This window comes from Archangium violaceum, from assembly GCF_016887565.1.
In the GTDB taxonomy this organism is placed as follows: domain Bacteria; phylum Myxococcota; class Myxococcia; order Myxococcales; family Myxococcaceae; genus Archangium; species Archangium violaceum_B.
Genome location: NZ_CP069396.1, coordinates 7,670,475 through 7,685,848, shown reverse-complemented (window position 1 = coordinate 7,685,848; position 15,374 = coordinate 7,670,475). Strand labels below are relative to the sequence as shown.

The 15,374-nt window shown below is 68.1% G+C and carries 14 protein-coding genes and 1 riboswitch; of the genes, 6 read left to right on the top strand and 8 right to left on the bottom strand.

The annotated features are described in order from the left end of the window. Positions 1-308: 308 nt before the first annotated feature. A complete protein-coding gene (locus tag JRI60_RS30470) occupies positions 309-1,373 on the bottom strand; it encodes an SMP-30/gluconolactonase/LRE family protein (RefSeq protein ID WP_204219424.1) in 1,065 nt (354 codons plus the stop codon). A gap of 163 nt (positions 1,374-1,536) precedes the next feature. On the opposite strand from JRI60_RS30470, the gene JRI60_RS30465 reads away from it, so the two are divergent. Beyond that, entirely contained in the window at positions 1,537-1,971 is a 435-nt protein-coding gene (locus tag JRI60_RS30465) for a hypothetical protein (RefSeq protein ID WP_204219423.1), read from the top strand. A 24-nt stretch (positions 1,972-1,995) separates the two neighbouring features. Here JRI60_RS30465 and JRI60_RS30460 read toward each other — a convergent pair whose 3' ends face one another. Beyond that, on the bottom strand, positions 1,996-2,511 hold the full coding sequence (locus JRI60_RS30460) for an OmpA family protein (RefSeq protein ID WP_204219422.1): 516 nt from the start codon (positions 2,509-2,511) through the stop codon (positions 1,996-1,998). A 287-nt stretch (positions 2,512-2,798) separates the two neighbouring features. Here JRI60_RS30460 and JRI60_RS30455 point away from each other — a divergent pair, with 287 nt between their 5' ends. From JRI60_RS30455 to JRI60_RS30445, 3 genes are read left to right on the top strand one after another with little or no spacing between them, the layout of a single operon-like run. Next, positions 2,799-3,965: a protoglobin domain-containing protein gene (locus JRI60_RS30455; protein WP_204219421.1), complete on the top strand. Its 1,167-nt coding sequence runs from the start codon at positions 2,799-2,801 to the stop codon at positions 3,963-3,965. Further along, positions 3,962-4,678, top strand: a complete 717-nt coding sequence (locus tag JRI60_RS30450; protein ID WP_204219420.1) for a response regulator — start codon at positions 3,962-3,964, stop codon at positions 4,676-4,678. The genes JRI60_RS30455 and JRI60_RS30450 overlap by 4 nt, the downstream gene beginning before the upstream one ends. Beyond that, positions 4,675-5,781 (top strand): sensor histidine kinase, encoded by a 1,107-nt coding sequence (locus JRI60_RS30445; protein WP_204219419.1) that lies wholly within the window; start codon positions 4,675-4,677, stop codon positions 5,779-5,781. The genes JRI60_RS30450 and JRI60_RS30445 overlap by 4 nt, the downstream gene beginning before the upstream one ends. 7 nt (positions 5,782-5,788) lie before the next feature. Here JRI60_RS30445 and JRI60_RS30440 read toward each other — a convergent pair whose 3' ends face one another. From JRI60_RS30440 to JRI60_RS30425, 4 genes are all read right to left on the bottom strand, one after another. Continuing rightward, a complete protein-coding gene (locus JRI60_RS30440; RefSeq protein WP_204219418.1) occupies positions 5,789-7,207 on the bottom strand; it encodes a sigma-54-dependent transcriptional regulator in 1,419 nt (472 codons plus the stop codon). Positions 7,208-7,284: 77 nt separating this feature from the next. Further along, the gene (locus JRI60_RS30435) at positions 7,285-7,812 is read right to left on the bottom strand and encodes an OsmC family protein (RefSeq protein WP_239469799.1); all 528 of its coding nucleotides are present in this window, start codon (positions 7,810-7,812) and stop codon (positions 7,285-7,287) included. Between the two features lie 121 nt (positions 7,813-7,933). Then, positions 7,934-9,274 (bottom strand): universal stress protein, encoded by a 1,341-nt coding sequence (locus tag JRI60_RS30430; RefSeq protein WP_204219417.1) that lies wholly within the window; start codon positions 9,272-9,274, stop codon positions 7,934-7,936. 21 nt (positions 9,275-9,295) lie between these two features. After that, positions 9,296-9,730 (bottom strand): CBS domain-containing protein, encoded by a 435-nt coding sequence (locus JRI60_RS30425; RefSeq protein ID WP_204219416.1) that lies wholly within the window; start codon positions 9,728-9,730, stop codon positions 9,296-9,298. Between the two features lie 243 nt (positions 9,731-9,973). Then, a riboswitch (TPP riboswitch) is annotated at positions 9,974-10,081 on the top strand. A gap of 35 nt (positions 10,082-10,116) precedes the next feature. On the opposite strand from JRI60_RS30425, the gene thiC reads away from it, so the two are divergent. Beyond that, complete coding sequence (gene thiC / locus JRI60_RS30420; RefSeq protein ID WP_343213346.1) at positions 10,117-12,000, top strand: phosphomethylpyrimidine synthase ThiC; 1,884 nt, start codon at positions 10,117-10,119, stop codon at positions 11,998-12,000. A gap of 133 nt (positions 12,001-12,133) precedes the next feature. Beyond that, entirely contained in the window at positions 12,134-12,514 is a 381-nt protein-coding gene (locus JRI60_RS30415; protein ID WP_204219414.1) for a DUF4870 domain-containing protein, read from the top strand. A gap of 81 nt (positions 12,515-12,595) precedes the next feature. Here JRI60_RS30415 and moaA read toward each other — a convergent pair whose 3' ends face one another. Together moaA and JRI60_RS30405 are read right to left on the bottom strand one after the other, a co-directional pair. Next, complete coding sequence (gene moaA, locus JRI60_RS30410; RefSeq protein WP_204219412.1) at positions 12,596-13,594, bottom strand: GTP 3',8-cyclase MoaA; 999 nt, start codon at positions 13,592-13,594, stop codon at positions 12,596-12,598. Positions 13,595-13,761: 167 nt separating this feature from the next. After that, positions 13,762-15,096: an HD-GYP domain-containing protein gene (locus JRI60_RS30405; protein ID WP_204219410.1), complete on the bottom strand. Its 1,335-nt coding sequence runs from the start codon at positions 15,094-15,096 to the stop codon at positions 13,762-13,764. Between the last annotated feature and the right edge of the window lie 278 nt (positions 15,097-15,374).

Below are 15,374 nucleotides of genomic sequence, written 5' to 3'. Positions count from 1 at the left end.
CTGTCGTCGCTCGCCCTCGATTGGTCGGCTGACAACCAACCCCGAAGTCTAGGGAAAAACCGTCTGGTGTCAATCACTCAATGGTTGGGGCGGGGCGGTCATCGGGCTGAGTGCCTCGGCCCATGCGTCGGAGTGAAAGCCGACCTCTTGCTTCCCTTCCACGAACACGACCTCCCGTGTAGTTGACTTTGTTCGACTCGAGTCTTGAAGGAGGGCAGGGCGAGAGTCTTTGCGTGCGACTGCTCGATGTAACTGATATCCGGCAGGCGCGCTCCGCTCCCTTTCTCCTCATAGAGGGCTGTTCCTGCTCAGGGTTGGAAACGGTAGATGCCGTAGGGACCGCGCTCAGCGGGCGGCAGGTGGATCTGCGTGGTGGTGACGTAGATCCACCCCTCGGGGCCCTGCGCGAAGCTATCCGGCCAGAGGAGGCGGGGATCTTGGATCACCTGCTCGTAGGCTCCGCCGGGCACGTAGCGGTAGATCGATCCATCCTCCAGTCCACCGAGCCACAGGACCCCCTTGTCGTCGAAGAGGATTCCATCGGGAGCCACGATGGTGTGCGCCCGCTCCACCTGGCTGGCGAGGGCCTTGTCGTCGAGCTTGGGGTCGAGCAGCGCTTCGGTGGGAATGCGCCAGAGCGTGTGACCCGAGAGCGCGGACCAATAGAGCGTCTTGCGATCCGTGCTGAGCGCGATCCCGTCGGACTGGACCGCCTTGTTGAAGCGACGGCCCAGCACCATCAGGTGGTCGACCTCGGCATGGGTGGAGGGATGATCCTTCAGCACCTTGCGCGAGCTTCCACTCTTCAGATCGAGGATCACCAGGCCCCCGGCCTGTGAATCGGTGAAGTAGGCGACCTCGCGCTCCGTGTCGACGCGGACGTCATTGAGGTAGCTGTCGCCGGAGGACACCTCGGGAGGGAAGGCGTAGCTGCGCACCAGCCGTCCGCTGGAGATGTCGAACTGGTGGAGCCGGGGCGTCGCGATGACCCCCTTGAACCAGGGATTGCCGGTGTCCACGACCCAGAGCCGGTCCTGATCGTCGATCACCACGCTCTGGACCGCGACGAAGCGGTTCTGTTCGGCCGTGCCCGGCTTCCACTCGTTCCAGGTGGCATCTGGCCAGGGAGAGACCTGCCCGTTCTTCAGCTCGGCCACGGAGACGGGAACGTCCTCGGACCAGCGGGGGAAGTTGACGAAGACGCGGCCTTCCTTCGAGAGCGCGATCCCCGTCCACTGCCGCGGTGACTGGGCCACGAGCTCGAGGGCCGGGGCCTTGTTTCCCGTTGAGCGTTCGGTGGCATCGGCAGAGGGCGCGTTTCGGACACAGGCCGCCGTCGTGAGGACGGCGGCAATCAGAAGAAGTGGACGCATGGAGAGGGCCTCCTGGGTGGAAATGAGACCCTGCAAGATGCAGGAGCGGAGACGCCTTCGCCACTCATCCGTTCGGCGGCCACGTCACAAGCCGCTGACTCCGTCGTCTCCGAGGAGGGAGTGGGCGGCCATGGAGGTCGCCACTTCTCGAAGGAGACGTGACATGGCGGGACACTTCATTCTCAAGAACATCAGCACCACCGAGCTGGCGATCGCGCAGGCCACCCCGTACAACTGTGCCTGGTCGGCCCTGCAACATGCGAACGTGGGGTGGACGACCGCCTCACGCCTCGTCCTCACCAACGCGCTGGCCGGAGTCGGCATCGGGAACCGCGATGGCCTGCCGCCGCACCGCTACTTGAACCTGCAGGACAACATCGCCACCGACGTGGCGAAGTTCCACGCCTACCTGCGGGGGGCCTCCTGGGTGGAGCGCCTGGTTCGTCCCAACAGCGCGGGGCTGGGACTGCGGGCCCTCGCGGGTCCTGCCGCGACTCACTGGGCGGCGGGCCGCGTGGCCGATGCCGTCATCGCGCAGCTCGCCACCGGTCCGGTGTCGATCGAGATCTACTACACGAACAACGCCGAGATGGCTTGAGCCATCCCGGCGGGGAATCTCCCATCAAAGCCGGACCTGGATCTCGTAGCGCCGGTTCTTCGCCTTCTTGGCCGGCGTGTCGTCCGGCTTCACCAGTCGCTGCTCCGAGCCACGGCCCACGGAGATGATCTCCGCGCGGGGCACGCCCCGGGCGGCCAGCTCCTTGACGATGACCTCGGCGCGTTTGGCGCTGAGCTCCTTGTTCTTGGCCGCGTCACCGCTCGAGTCGGTGTGCCCGGAGACCTCGAACTTGAAGTTCTTCACGCCGGCCGAATCGAGCTGCTTCTTCGCCTCGATGAGGGCATTGGCCAGGTTCTTGAGCTTCTTGTCGCAGCCGGGCTCGAGCACGTCGGTGCCCGACTTGAAGCTGCACTGGTTCTTGCGGGCCTCCTCCGTCAGCTTCGTGTTGACGCGCTTCTCGACGGCGCCCTTGCCCGCGTCGCCCGCTGCCTTCTTGATCTGGTCGAACGGGCTCTGCGCGAACGAGACCGCGGGGACCGCGAGCAGAGCCAGGGAGATGCACAGCGCCTTCACCTTCATGGACGTCTCCTGTGTGGAACCACGAGGTCCAGGCTGCACGGGGGGGCCGGGCGCGTCCAGCCTCGCGTGCGCAAAGGCTGCGTCCCCCCGTCCGCCGTGCCGCAAGGCTTGCGCTCCTTCCGGACTTTCCTCCTTGGGAGCTGAGGATGGCGTGTTTCTTGCCCTTCCCAGAGGGCTTCACCGGAGCGGTCTTTTGCTTCACCCCCAGGTTGGTTGAGTTCCGAGCAGGAGGGCAGGGGAATCCCGCTGTTCTCCGCGTTCGAGCGCGCTAAAAAGTTCATTTGCACATGGCGGAGACCTTGTTCGAAGAGTTGAAACGGTACGTGGGCTTCGGGCCGGAGGAGGAGCAGGCGCTCCGAGCCCTTCACGAGGTGGCTCGCCCCCACTTCCGTGACATCGCGCACGTCTTCTACTCGCGCATCCTGGAGCACGAGGGCGCACGCAACGCCCTGGCGGGTGAGAGCCAGGTGGGCCACCTCAAGGTCACGCTGCAGGCGTGGATGGAGCAACTGCTGCGCGGGCCGTGGGACGAGGACTACTACCTCCTGCGCTGCCGCATCGGCCGCATGCATGTGCGCATCGCGCTGCCCCAGCACTACATGTTCGGCGCGATGAACGTCCTGCGGGAGGAGTTCAACCGCGTCATCGACGAGCACTACGTCGGCCAGCCCGCGTCGCTCCGGGCGGCGCGCTCGGCCCTGGGGAAGATCCTCGATCTCGAGGTGGCCATCATGCTGCACACCTACCGGGAGGATCTGCTCGCCCAGCAGGCACGCAGCGAGCGGCTGTCCACCTTCGGGCAGCTCGTGGGCTCCATCGGGCACGAGCTGCGCAACCCGCTGGGCGTCATCGAGACGTCGCTCTTCATCCTCAAGGGCCGGCCCCTGGCCACCGACGAGCGCGCCGCCAAGCACCTGGAGCGCATTGGCGAGCAGGTGGCGCTGGCCAACCGCATCGTCACGGATCTGCTGGACATGATTCGCGATCGTCCGCTCAAGCGAGAGCCCCTGCGGCTCGACGAGGTGTGGAAGGACGCGCTCACCTCGGTGCAGGTCCCCGCGGGCGTCTCCATTCGCGCCGAGCGCCTGTCCGAGCTCCCCACGCTGCAGGGAGACCCCGGGCAGATGCGCCAGGTCTTCGTCAACCTGCTGGAGAACGCCGTGCATGCCGTGGGCGAGGCGGGCTCCGTGACGCTGTCGGCGACGAAGGGCGTGGACGCGGTGGAGCTGCACCTGGAGGACTCGGGGCCGGGCGTCAGCGAGTCCATCCGGCGCCGCATGTTCGAGCCGCTGATGACCACCAAGGCCCGAGGCATCGGCCTGGGCCTGCCGCTCGTCAAGCGCATCCTCGAGCGCCATGGCGGCTCCATTGCCTACGCGCCTCGTGAGGGCGGCGGCGCGCGTTTCGTCCTGAGGCTTCCCCTTCCCACCGCTTCCACGCAGGTGCCGCCATGAGGAACTACCTGCTGCTCGATGACAACCAGGCCTTCGCGGAGAACCTGGCGGAGATCCTCCGGGATGGCGGGGATGAGGCCACGGTGGTGACGGATGGGGTTCGGGCGTTGGAGCTGGCGCGCTCCCGCCACTTCGACGTGCTCCTCACGGACATGAAGATGCCCGGGATGAGCGGAGCCGCGGCGGTGCACCACATCCGCAAGGTGGATCCGGGGCTCGCCGCCGTGGTCATCACCGCCCACCCCGGGGAAGACGACCTGGAGACGGCCCGGCGCGAGGGGCTGCTGGCGGTGCTGCCCAAGCCCGTGCCCATTCCCCTGCTCGTGGGGCTGCTGTCCCAGGCGCGCCGGGACGGGTTGGTGGCGCTCGTCGAGGACGACCTGGCCCTCAGCGACAACCTCACCGAGGTGCTGCGCTCCCGCGGCTTCTCGTGCGTCACCGCGCGCTCGGTGCTGGATGCCGACCAGCTCGCCTCGGTTCGGCCCTTCGCCGCGCTGGTGGATCTGCGGATGCCGGGGGGTCCGGACGGCGAGGCGCTGCGCCGGCTGCGGGCGCGCTTCCCCGAGCTGCCGGTGTTCGTGATGACGGCCTTCCCGGACGTGGCGTCGACCCTGCCGGAGCACAGGGGCATCTTCTCCAAACCCTTCGATACGGCGGCGTTGCTGGAGACGCTGGAGCGAATCCACGACGAGCGCCGACCGCGGACATCATGAGCGTCTCTCTCTCCCATAGCCCCCGCGTGCTCGTCGTCGACGACAACGCGGCCTTTCTCGACAACCTCCAGGAATTGCTCGGTGACGCGGGCTACCTGGTGCAGGGTGCCTCCAGTTGCCGCGAGGCCCGTGAGCGGGCCCGGGATGGCTTCGACGTGGCGCTGGTGGACCTGCGGCTGCCAGACGGGGAGGGGACGGCGCTCGCCCGAGAGCTGAAGGAGAAGGTGCCCGAGTCCGAGGTGGTGCTGCTCACCGGCTTCGCCACGCTGGAGACGGCCGTGGCGGCGGTGCGCGCGGGGGCCTGCGCCTACCTGATGAAGCCCTGCGCGCCCAACGAGCTGCTGCTCACGTTGGAGCAGGCCATGCGCCAGGTGCGCCTGCAGGCCGAGAAGCGCGAGCTGGCGCGCCGGGCCCAGGTGACGGAGAAGCTCGCCGCGGTGGGCACCATGACGGCGGGGCTCTCGCACGAGATTCGCAACCCGCTCAACGCGGCGGCCCTGCAGCTCTCGGTACTGGAGCGGCGGGTGCGGCGGCTCTCCACGGAGCTACAGCCCAACCTGCTGGAGCCGCTGTTGCTGGTGCGGGATGAGATCCGCCGGTTGGATCACATCCTCGAGGACTTCCTGCAGTTCGCGAGGCCGCGCGAGTTCCGCCCGGAGCCGGTGGAGGTGAAGACGCTGCTGCGCCGCGTGGTGGATCTGCTGGGAAGTCAGGCGGACGCGCGCCGGGTGCGGCTGGAGCTGGACGGGGACGGGGGCACGTCGGTTCCCCCCATCTCGGGCGAGGAGGAGCGGCTGCGTCAGGTGCTCATCAACCTGACCATCAACGCGCTGGAGGCCACGCCCGCCGGAGGGCTCGTCCGTGTCTCCGCGGGTCGCGAGGGCTCCGTGGCGTGGATCACCGTGGACGACACGGGCCCGGGCATCGCGCCGGAGATCCGCGACCGGCTCTTCGAGCCCTTCTTCACCACGAAGGCCCAGGGCTCGGGTCTGGGGCTGTCCATCGTCCACGCCATCGTGACGCAGCACGGCGGCACGTTGGAGGTCGGCAGCTCGCCCGAGGGTGGGGCGCGGTTCATCCTGCGCCTGCCCCTGACTCCCTGAGGGGGCGTTACTCGGTGGCCTCCGCCTCCGGGTTCTGCTCCTCCTCGGTGCTCGGCAGGGGCTTGCCGTTCGCCGCGGCGCTGTACTCCTTCAGCCGGTACTGCACCTTGCGCACGCTGATGCCGAGGATCTCCGCGGCGCGCGTGGTGGAGCCCCCCACCATCTCCATGGTGCGCAGGATGGCCTCGCGCTCGATCTGCGCCAGCGTGGCGCCTGGAATCAGCGACGAGGGCGACGAACCGGAGGGACGCGGGCCGCGCAGCACGGGCGGCAGATCGTCCGTCGTCAGCTCCGAGCCCGCGGCCAGCACCACCGCGCGCTCCATGGCGTTCTCCAGCTCGCGGATGTTGCCCGGCCAGTCGTACGACAGCAGCGACTGCAGCGTGCCCGGCGCCAGTCCCCGCACGTCCTTGCCGTAAGAGTCGCTGTACTTCTCCAGGAAGTGATTCACCAGCGCGGGGATGTCGCTCTTGCGCTCGCGCAGCGGCGGCAGCGTCACCGCCACCACGTTCAGCCGGTAGTAGAGGTCCTCGCGGAACTTGCCCGCCTTGACCTCGGCCGTCAGGTCCCGGTGCGTGGCCGCGACGATCCGCACGTCCACCTTCAGCGTCTGCGTGCCGCCCACGCGCTCGAACTCGCGCTGCTGCAGCACGCGCAGCAACTTCACCTGCACCGAAGGGGAGATCTCCCCGATCTCGTCCAGGAAGAGGGTGCCTCCGTCGGCCAGCTCGAAGCGGCCCTCCTTGCGGGCCATCGCGCCGGTGAAGGCGCCCTTCTCGTGGCCGAAGAGCTCGCTCTCCAGCAGGTTCTCGGAGAGCGCGGCACAGTGCACCTTGATGAAAGGCTTGTCGCGCCGCTGCGACTCCTGATGGATGGCCTGGGCGATCAGCTCCTTGCCCGTACCGGACTCGCCGAGGATGAGCACCGTGGCCCGGGTGGTCGCCGCCCGCCTGACCACGTCATAGACGGCTTGCAACAGCGGCGACTCGCCAATGATGTTGTGGAAGCGCGTCCGCTGGCGCACCTGCTCGCGCAGCGTCTCCGCCTCACGCGTCAGGGCCCGCTTCTCCAACGCCTTGCCCAGCACCACCAGCAGGGCGTTGGCGTCCAGCGGCTTGATGAGGTAGTTCTCCGCCCCGGCGCGCATGGCCTCCACCGCCGTCTCCACACTGGCGAAGGCGGTCATCACGATGAACGTGGCATCCGAGCCCTGCTCGCGCGCCTTCTTCAGGAAGGTGAGCCCGTCCATCTTCGGCATGCGCACGTCCGTGAGGACGGCGGCCGGTGAGAAATCGGTCAGCCGGGAGAGTGCCTCCTCACCATTGGAGGCCTCGGCGACTTCGTAACCCTCCTCGCCGAGGATGGTGGCGATGGCACGGCGGGCATTGTCCTCATCATCGACGACCAGGATGCGTTGAGCGGACATGGGATGGACCGTAACAAGCAAGAGCCCGGAAGGGATGGATTCCGGACACGGTGAGCAACCATGTCCCGCACGTCGCGTCAAGGTTCATAGCCAGCCGCCCGTCCCCCTTCCATGAAACGCCAGGACCGTCCGTGGCGGCGATCCTCCTCCAGCGCGGCGGCGTGCTGTTCATCCCAGATGTCGACGATGGGCTCGATGCGCGGGGTGAGCCGCAGCATGGAGCTGGGGAAACAGCGCTCCGGGAGCGCGTCGAAGATCCGACGTACGGCGGTGGCGTCCGTCTCGTCGCGGACGGCCACATGGGGACGGACGATCAGGTCCGTGTAGTGGGGTAGCCCATCCGGCCCGTCCACCCGGCGGGCCACCGCGGAGCTCTGATAGAAGAGAACCTCCACCCCCAGGGCGCGTACCTGCTCCAGGAAGGCCACCAGGGTACGTCCCTCCACGGCCCCCACCAGCAGGGCCTCGGGATTCCATTGCCCTTCCAGGTCGGAGTTTTGCCCACCCAGGGGAATGGAGGGGGTCTGCTCTCCAAAGAGCTGGGCGCCACAGTCGCTCCGCCACTGGAGCCGCGTCTCGAACTCGGTGATGGCAACGTAGGTCACAGCGCACCTCCGCGTGTCTCAACCCACGAGGAGACGTTCAATGTGCATGCCGCGCGGGCCCGCGCCTGGGGCGGCATGCCGCTGCGCGAGTATGGGAGCGGAAGGCCGGGTGCCCGCCTGCTCAGATGGGACGGACGAGCAGGACCGGCCGGGAGCTGCTCTGGATGACCTCCTGGGCCACCGAGCCGACCAGGGCCTTGGAGAGTCCCGAGCGCCCATGGGTGGCCAGGCAGATGACATCACAGTTGAACCGCTCGGCCGCCTGGCTGATGGTCTCGGACACCTTGCGGCCGTGGACCACCTCCACCCGCGTGGAGATGCCCCGGGCGGCCGCCTCGGGTGGGATGAGCCCGCGCAGCTCCTCGGCGACGCGCTCCTGTTCGGGCGTGCGGACCTGGGGGGGCTGGGGCGAGAGGTACTGCGCATAGAGCGGGGGCGTCCCCCCCAGGGGCTCCAGCACGTGCAGCAGGTAGACGGTGCCTCCGGCTGGAACCACCGAGTACGCGTGACGGATGGCACTGACACCCACCTCGGAGAGATCCGTGGGGGCCAGTACCCGACGCACCTCGGGGATGGTGAGGGGAGTCGCCGCGCTGGCGGGCACACAGAGCACGGAGACGGGGGCCTCGTGGATGATGCGCTGCGACACCGAGCCGTACCACCACTTGCTCGCCCCGGTGCGCTGGTGGGTCCCCACCACGATGAGATCCGCCTCCTCCTTGCGCGCCAGCGCCACCAGCGAGTCCGAGGGCCGGCCCAGGCCGGGATCCAGGTGCACCCAGACGGCTCCGGTGCCGGGCATGTCCCCCAGGCGGGCCGTCAGGTCGCGCCGCAGCGCCTCCTCCACCTCGGGCGTCACCTCGGCCTCGGTGGACAGGGGGACGCCGTAGCGTACATGCGCGTCCGCACCCCAGTAGTGGTGGGCAGCCACCACCTCGCAGTTGCCGAGCGTGCGCAGCTTGCGCACCCAGGCCACCGCCGCCTCCGAAGGAGGGGAGAAGTCCAGGCCGAGGAGGACACGCAGGCTGCGCTCCCCGCGTGCCCAGGACTCCAGCGCGCTCGCCGAGCGGACGACCAGCACCGGGCACCGGGCCGTCTGCACCACCCGCTCCGCCACGTTGCCGATGCGCCAGCGGGGTGCCCGCTGCCCATGGTGGGACACGATGAGGAGGGAGGCATGGACGCTGGCCGCGTGCTCGACGAGGACCTCGTCCGGGGCTCCCTCCAGCAGGTGCGACTCCACCCGCGTGTCTCCGGCGCGCAGCTCGGCGGCCTGGGCCTCCAGGCGGGCGGACACCTCTCGGCGCAGGGCCTCGTCGGTCGCGGTGGTACGCCCCGCGCTTCCATACTCGGTGACGTGGACCAGGTGGAGCACCTCGCCGTTGCGGTGGGCGAACGCCACCGCCGCCCGTGCCGCTGTCATCGCCCGCTCCGAGAAGTCCGTTCCGAAGACGATCGACATGGTGCTCCCCCGTGGTTTGGCTCAGGCTTCGTATTCGGCCGCGAGGCTTCGGCGGTCCATGTCCTCGATGAGGTGCTGGGCGAAGCGGACCATGTCCGCCTCGGTGATGATGCCGACCAGTTGTCCGTCCGCTCCCACCACGGGCAGGCAGCCGTACTTGTTGTCCAGCATCAGCTTCACCGCTTCACGGGTGGACGTGTCCGCATGAACCGTCTTCACGTCGCGCACCATCACGTCCGAGGCCCAGAGCGGCTGCTTGGCCGGGTCCGCTCCACCGCGCTGCGCGGCGGCCCGCAGCAGGTCTCGGTGGGTGACGAGCCCGATGAGCTTCCCGTTGCGCACCACGGGCAAGTGACGGATGCGGTGCAGGCGGAGCAACTCCTCCGCCAGGGCGAGGTTCTGGGTCTCCGTGAGAGTGACCAGGTTGCGGGTCATCAGCTCTCCGACGGTCTGCATAAACGTGGCTCCGGTCCTGATTGAGTCGTGGGTTCTGAAAGAAGCTATTGCAGGTTTGGTTCCAGGGCGCGGAGCCCTGGAAGCCCGCCACGTTGGCTGCTCGAACCCAGATCGTCTGGTGCAACCTTTTCGTGCTTCGAGGAGCCGACCGCAGATGCTGCGCCCGTCCTTCGGTCCGCTACCTGCTGGACAGGGGTCCCACCAGACGGTTGAAGCCCGCTCCCCGGCTGCGCTACACCGTGACCTTGTCGCTAGGGGTGCCCCCGAGAGGGGCTGAGACGGCCGTGGAGCGGCCAACCCTTGGAACCTGAACCGGTTAGTACCGGCGGAGGGAAGCGGCGGGCGCTCCACGCCTTGCCCGCGTCCTTCCGTTGAGGAGAAGTGACGTGAGCGGAGCCTCGAAGAGCCTCAAGGTGGATGGCAAGGTCCTGGAGGGCATCACCCGGGGGCCCCTGCCGGCCTCGCGCAAGGTGTATGTGCCCGGCGTGCGGTACCCGGACCTCCGTGTGCCCATGCGGGAGATCAGCCAGACGCCTACCCGTCATGGCCACGGTCCGGACGCGAAGGAGACACCCAACCCGTCCATTCTCGTCTACGACTCGAGCGGCCCGTACACGGACCCCGAGGCGACCCTGGAGCTCCGGGCGGGATTGCCCGCCGTGCGCGCCGAGTGGATCCGCCGCCGTGGGGACGTGGAGGAGCTGTCCGGTGTCACCTCCGAGTATGGCCGTACCCGGGAGGCGGACCCGCGCCTGTCCGGGCTGCGCTTCACCCATCGCCGCAAGCCGCTGGTGGCGAAGCAGGGGGCGAATGTCACCCAGTTGCACTATGCCCGCGGGGGGATCATCACTCCCGAGATGGAGTTCGTGGCGCTGCGCGAGAACCTCAAGCGCGAGGCCGCCCTCGCCGAGCTGTCCCGGCAGCATCCAGGCCACTCGTGGGGGGCGGCGATTCCCAGGGAGATCACCCCCGAGTTCGTGCGTGACGAGGTGGCGCGTGGCCGCGCCATCATCCCGGCCAACATCAACCACCCGGAGCTGGAGCCGATGATCATCGGCCGCAACTTCCTGGTGAAGATCAACGCCAACATCGGCAACTCGGCCGTCACTTCCTCCATCGAGGAGGAGGTGGAGAAGATGGTGTGGTCCATCCGCTGGGGCGCGGACACGGTGATGGACCTGTCCACCGGCCGCAACATCCACGAGACGCGCGAGTGGATTCTCCGCAATGCCCCGGTTCCCATCGGCACCGTGCCCATCTACCAGGCGCTGGAGAAGGTGGGCGGCAAGGCGGAGGATCTCACCTGGGATATCTACCGGGACACCCTCATCGAGCAGTGCGAGCAGGGGGTGGACTACTTCACCATCCACGCGGGCGTGCTGCTGCGCTACATCCCGCTCACCGCGAAGCGCATGACCGGCATCGTGAGCCGGGGCGGCTCCATCCTGGCCAAGTGGTGCCTGGCCCACCACCAGGAGAACTTCCTCTACACGCACTTCGAGGAGATCTGCGAGATCCTCAAGGCGTACGACGTCAGCTTCAGCCTGGGAGATGGGCTGCGGCCGGGCTCCATCGCGGACGCCAACGACGCGGCGCAGTTCGGCGAGCTGGAGACGCTGGGCGAGCTGACGAAGATCGCCTGGAAGCACGACGTGCAGGTGATGATCGAGGGTCCGGGCCACGTGCCCATGCACCTCATCCAGGAGAACATGACGAAGCAACTGGCGGTGTGCCACGAGGCGCCCTTCTACACACTCGGGCCCCTCACCACGGACATCGCGCCGGGGTACGACCACTTCACCAGCGGCATCGGCGCGGCGATGATCGGCTGGTTCGGCACGGCGATGCTCTGCTACGTCACCCCCAAGGAGCACCTGGGGCTGCCCAACCGGGATGACGTGAAGGAAGGTGTCATCACCTACAAGATCGCCGCCCACGCCGCGGACCTCGCCAAGGGGCACCCGGGTGCGCAGATGCGCGACAACGCCCTGTCCAAGGCCCGCTTCGAGTTCCGCTGGGAGGACCAGTTCAACCTCTCGTTGGACCCCGAGCGCGCCCGCGCCTTCCATGACGAGACCCTGCCCGCCGAGGGCGCCAAGGTGGCCCACTTCTGCTCCATGTGCGGCCCGCAGTTCTGCTCGATGAAGATCACCCAGGACGTACGCGACTACGCGGAGAAGACAGGGCTTTCCGAGCAGAAGGTGCTGGAGTCCGGCATGGCCGAGAAGAGCGAGGAGTTCAAGAAGGCCGGCGGGGAACTCTACCGCTGAGGTCTCTCCGGCTCGCGAGTTCCCTTCCCTCCGTCATGTGCCTGATACGTGACATTTGACCCGGGACTGTCGGAGAATGGGGAGGAGAGGGCGCGGTGACCGCGCCCGTTGACTACCCTGAGGGGAACTCGCAATGGAAATGCAGCAGCAGGCCGGTTTCATCACCGGTTCGCCGGCGCCCACGGCGGACGAGAAGACGTGGGGCATGATCGCGCACCTGAGCGCGCTGGTGGCGTCCGTGGTGGGGTTCCCCTTCCTCGGACCGCTCATCGTGTGGCTCACCAAGGGCAAGGAGTCGCCCTGGGTGGAGGCTCAGGCGAAGGAGGCGCTCAACTTCCAGATCACCGTCTTCATCGCGCTCGTCGTCTCGGCCCTCCTGACGTGTGCGGTGATCGGCATCTTCCTGCTGCCGCTGGTGGGACTCGCCGCGCTGGTGCTGTCCATCATCGCCGGCATCAAGGCCAACAACGGCGAGATGTACCGCTACCCGGCCACGCTCCGGCTGGTGAAGTAACCGCAGCGGAGAAGGCGTCGCGCCACGGGCGAGGAGGGATCTCCAACCAGGGGTCCGGTCCTCGCCCGTCGTCTTCTGGGCTCAGCCGCCAATGCCCATCATGGACAGCAGCGAGGCGCCCGCACCGGGCTCGGTGAAGCGGTGGCCTTCGGGCTTCTCGCCGAGGGCGCCGCGGATGGCCAGGGCCAGCTCCGCGTCCGTGGCTCCGCCGCGGATGAGCGTGTGCAGCGGCGCCTGGGCGCGCCCGCCGAGGCAGCTGCGCAGGTCTCCATTGGAGGCCACGCGCACGCGGTTGCAACCGCCACAGAAGTTCTGGGTGAGGGGAGAGATGAATCCCACGAGCCCCCCGTGCGCGCGCCAGTAGCGGGCTGGGCCCGCGGTGACGCTGTTCTGCTCGTCCTCGGGGACGAGGGAGAGGCCGGTGGTGCGCAGCCCGTCCACCAGCTCCGCGGTGGGCACCGGGGTGCCCTGTCCGAAGGGCATCAGCTCGATGAAGCGCGGCACCATGCCCCGGGCGTGGGCATACGCGATGAGGTCCGGCACCTCGGTATCGTTCACCCCGCGCATGACGACGACGTTCAGCTTGAGGGAGGCGTAGTCCGCCCCCACGGCCGCGTCGATGCCGCGCAGGATGGTGGCGAACTCTCCCTGCTTCGAGATGCGCCGGAAGGTGGCCTCGGACAGGGTGTCCAGGCTGATGTTGAGCTGGGTGACGCCCGCCTCGCGCAGGGGCACGGCCAACCGCTCCAGGTGGCTGGCGTTGGTGGTGATGGCCACCCGCTCCACGCCTGGCACCGCGGCGATGCGCCGGGAGACCTCGACGATGTCCGGGCGGATCAGGGGCTCGCCTCCGGTGAGCCGCACCCGCCGGATGCCCATTCGGGCGAAGACGGAGACGATGCGCTCGAATTCCTCGGGCGTCAGCAGGTCCTTCTTCCCACCCCAGCTCGCTGGCGAGCAGTACGTGCAGCGGAAGTTGCACCGGTCCGTCACGGACAGCCGCAGGTAGGTCATGGTTCTCCCCTGAGCGTCGAGCAGGGGAGGAGTCAGGGGATCCCTTATAGGAGGGGCTGGCGTCATGGAGGGGCTCGACTATTAACCGCCGAGCCTATGCCGAGCATGCCCGAAGTCGCCGTCTCCGCTCGATCTGGGCTCGATTGAGGTCTGGTTGACCAGACCTGAGGTACGGCCGGGTCTGGTTGACCAGACCTGAAGTACGGCCGGGTCTGGTTGACCAGACCTGACCCTCAGTCGCGGGAGTTGCCCTGGCGTCCCCCGGCGAGGACCGAGAGGACCACGGGCTGCTCCGGACGGGGAGTGGCCGTCGTGGCAGCCACCGCCGGGCTGGAAACGGGAGCGGCGGGGGTGGGCGCGGCGCGTGGCGTGGGACCAGGGCTGCTCGGGGGGCCTCCAGGGCCCGGGATGGTCTGGTCCATGTCGTCCAGATCGTCGCTGAGCCGCGCGAGGGTGGCCTCGGCCTCCTGGGCCTGCGCCTCCGCCTGCACCAACGTCAGCTTCCGGTTGTGCATGTCCTCCTTGATCTTGATGAGCGCCTGCTCACCGATATCCAGGAAGGCACGGACGACCTCGCGGTCGAACTGGGTGCCGGCACAGCGGGTGATCTCCGCGATGGCATTGGCGAAGGTGGTGCCCTTGCGATAGGGCCGGTCGCTCGTCATCGCGTCCAGGGTGTCCGCCACGGCGAAGATGCGCGCGCCGATGTGGATCTCCTGGCCCCGGAGGTTGCGCGGGTAGCCCTGACCATCCCAGCGCTCCTGGTGCGACAGCACGATCTGCGCCGGCGTGGCCAGGAAGGGGATGTTCTGGATCATCTGGAAGCCGATGTCCGGGTGCTTGCGCATCTCCTGCCACTCTTCCGGGGTCAGCTTGCCCGGCTTGAGCAGCACGGCGTCGGGCACGCCAATCTTCCCGATGTCGTGCAGGAGCGCGCCGCGGCCGATCTCCTCGAGCTCCGGGCCCTTGATGCCCATGCGCTCGGCGATGGCGCTGGTGTAGCGCACCACGCGCTGCGAGTGGTCCGACGTCTCGTGCTCGCGGGCGTCCAGGGCCGCCACCAGCGCCAGCAGGGTGGACTGGTAGGTGTTGGCGATGTCCCGGAGCGCGTTGCGCAGCTCGGTCGTGCGGTCACGCACCTTGCGCTCCAGCTTCTTCTGGTAGCGCTTGCGGGCCAGCTCGATGCGCCGCTTGGCGAGCGCCCGCTCGATGGCGCGGATGAGGTCCGTCAGCTTGGGTGGCTTGAGCAGGTAGTCCACCGCGCCGCGCCGCAGGCAATCCACGGCGGATTCGGTGTCACCGTAGCCGGTGAGCATGATGACCGAGGTGTCCGGATAGCGCTCGCGCAGCTGCTCGAGCAGCCACAGGCCATCCTTGCCCGGCATCTTCATGTCGCTGATGACAAGCGGCGTCTCTTCCTGACCGGCGATGTCCAGGGCCATTTCGGCGCCACTGGCCACCACGCAGTTGTATCCCTCCTCCCTGAGGAGGACGGAGATGACGTCGCGCACGGAATCGTCGTCGTCGACGATGAGGATCCGGGGAGGTACGGGAGGAATGGCTTCCACGGCGAGCGATTCTAGGAGGATCGGGCTCCAGAAGGCCAACCCAACGAGGTTTTTCGAGGTCGACGGTCGCTTGGACGGGTACCCGGGTGTCGGAAAGGCCCCCCTGGCGGCCCAGCAGAGGGGGAAACGGTTGGGTTGACGGCATGGGGGTCTTTCCGCTACCTAAGAGTACCGTGCGTTTCGCGTCCATCCACCATCACCCCGCGCATCATCATCGGCCCCCTGACGGGACCGCTCGCCATGCGCATGCCCGGGTGAACGCGTAAGAGACGCCCCCC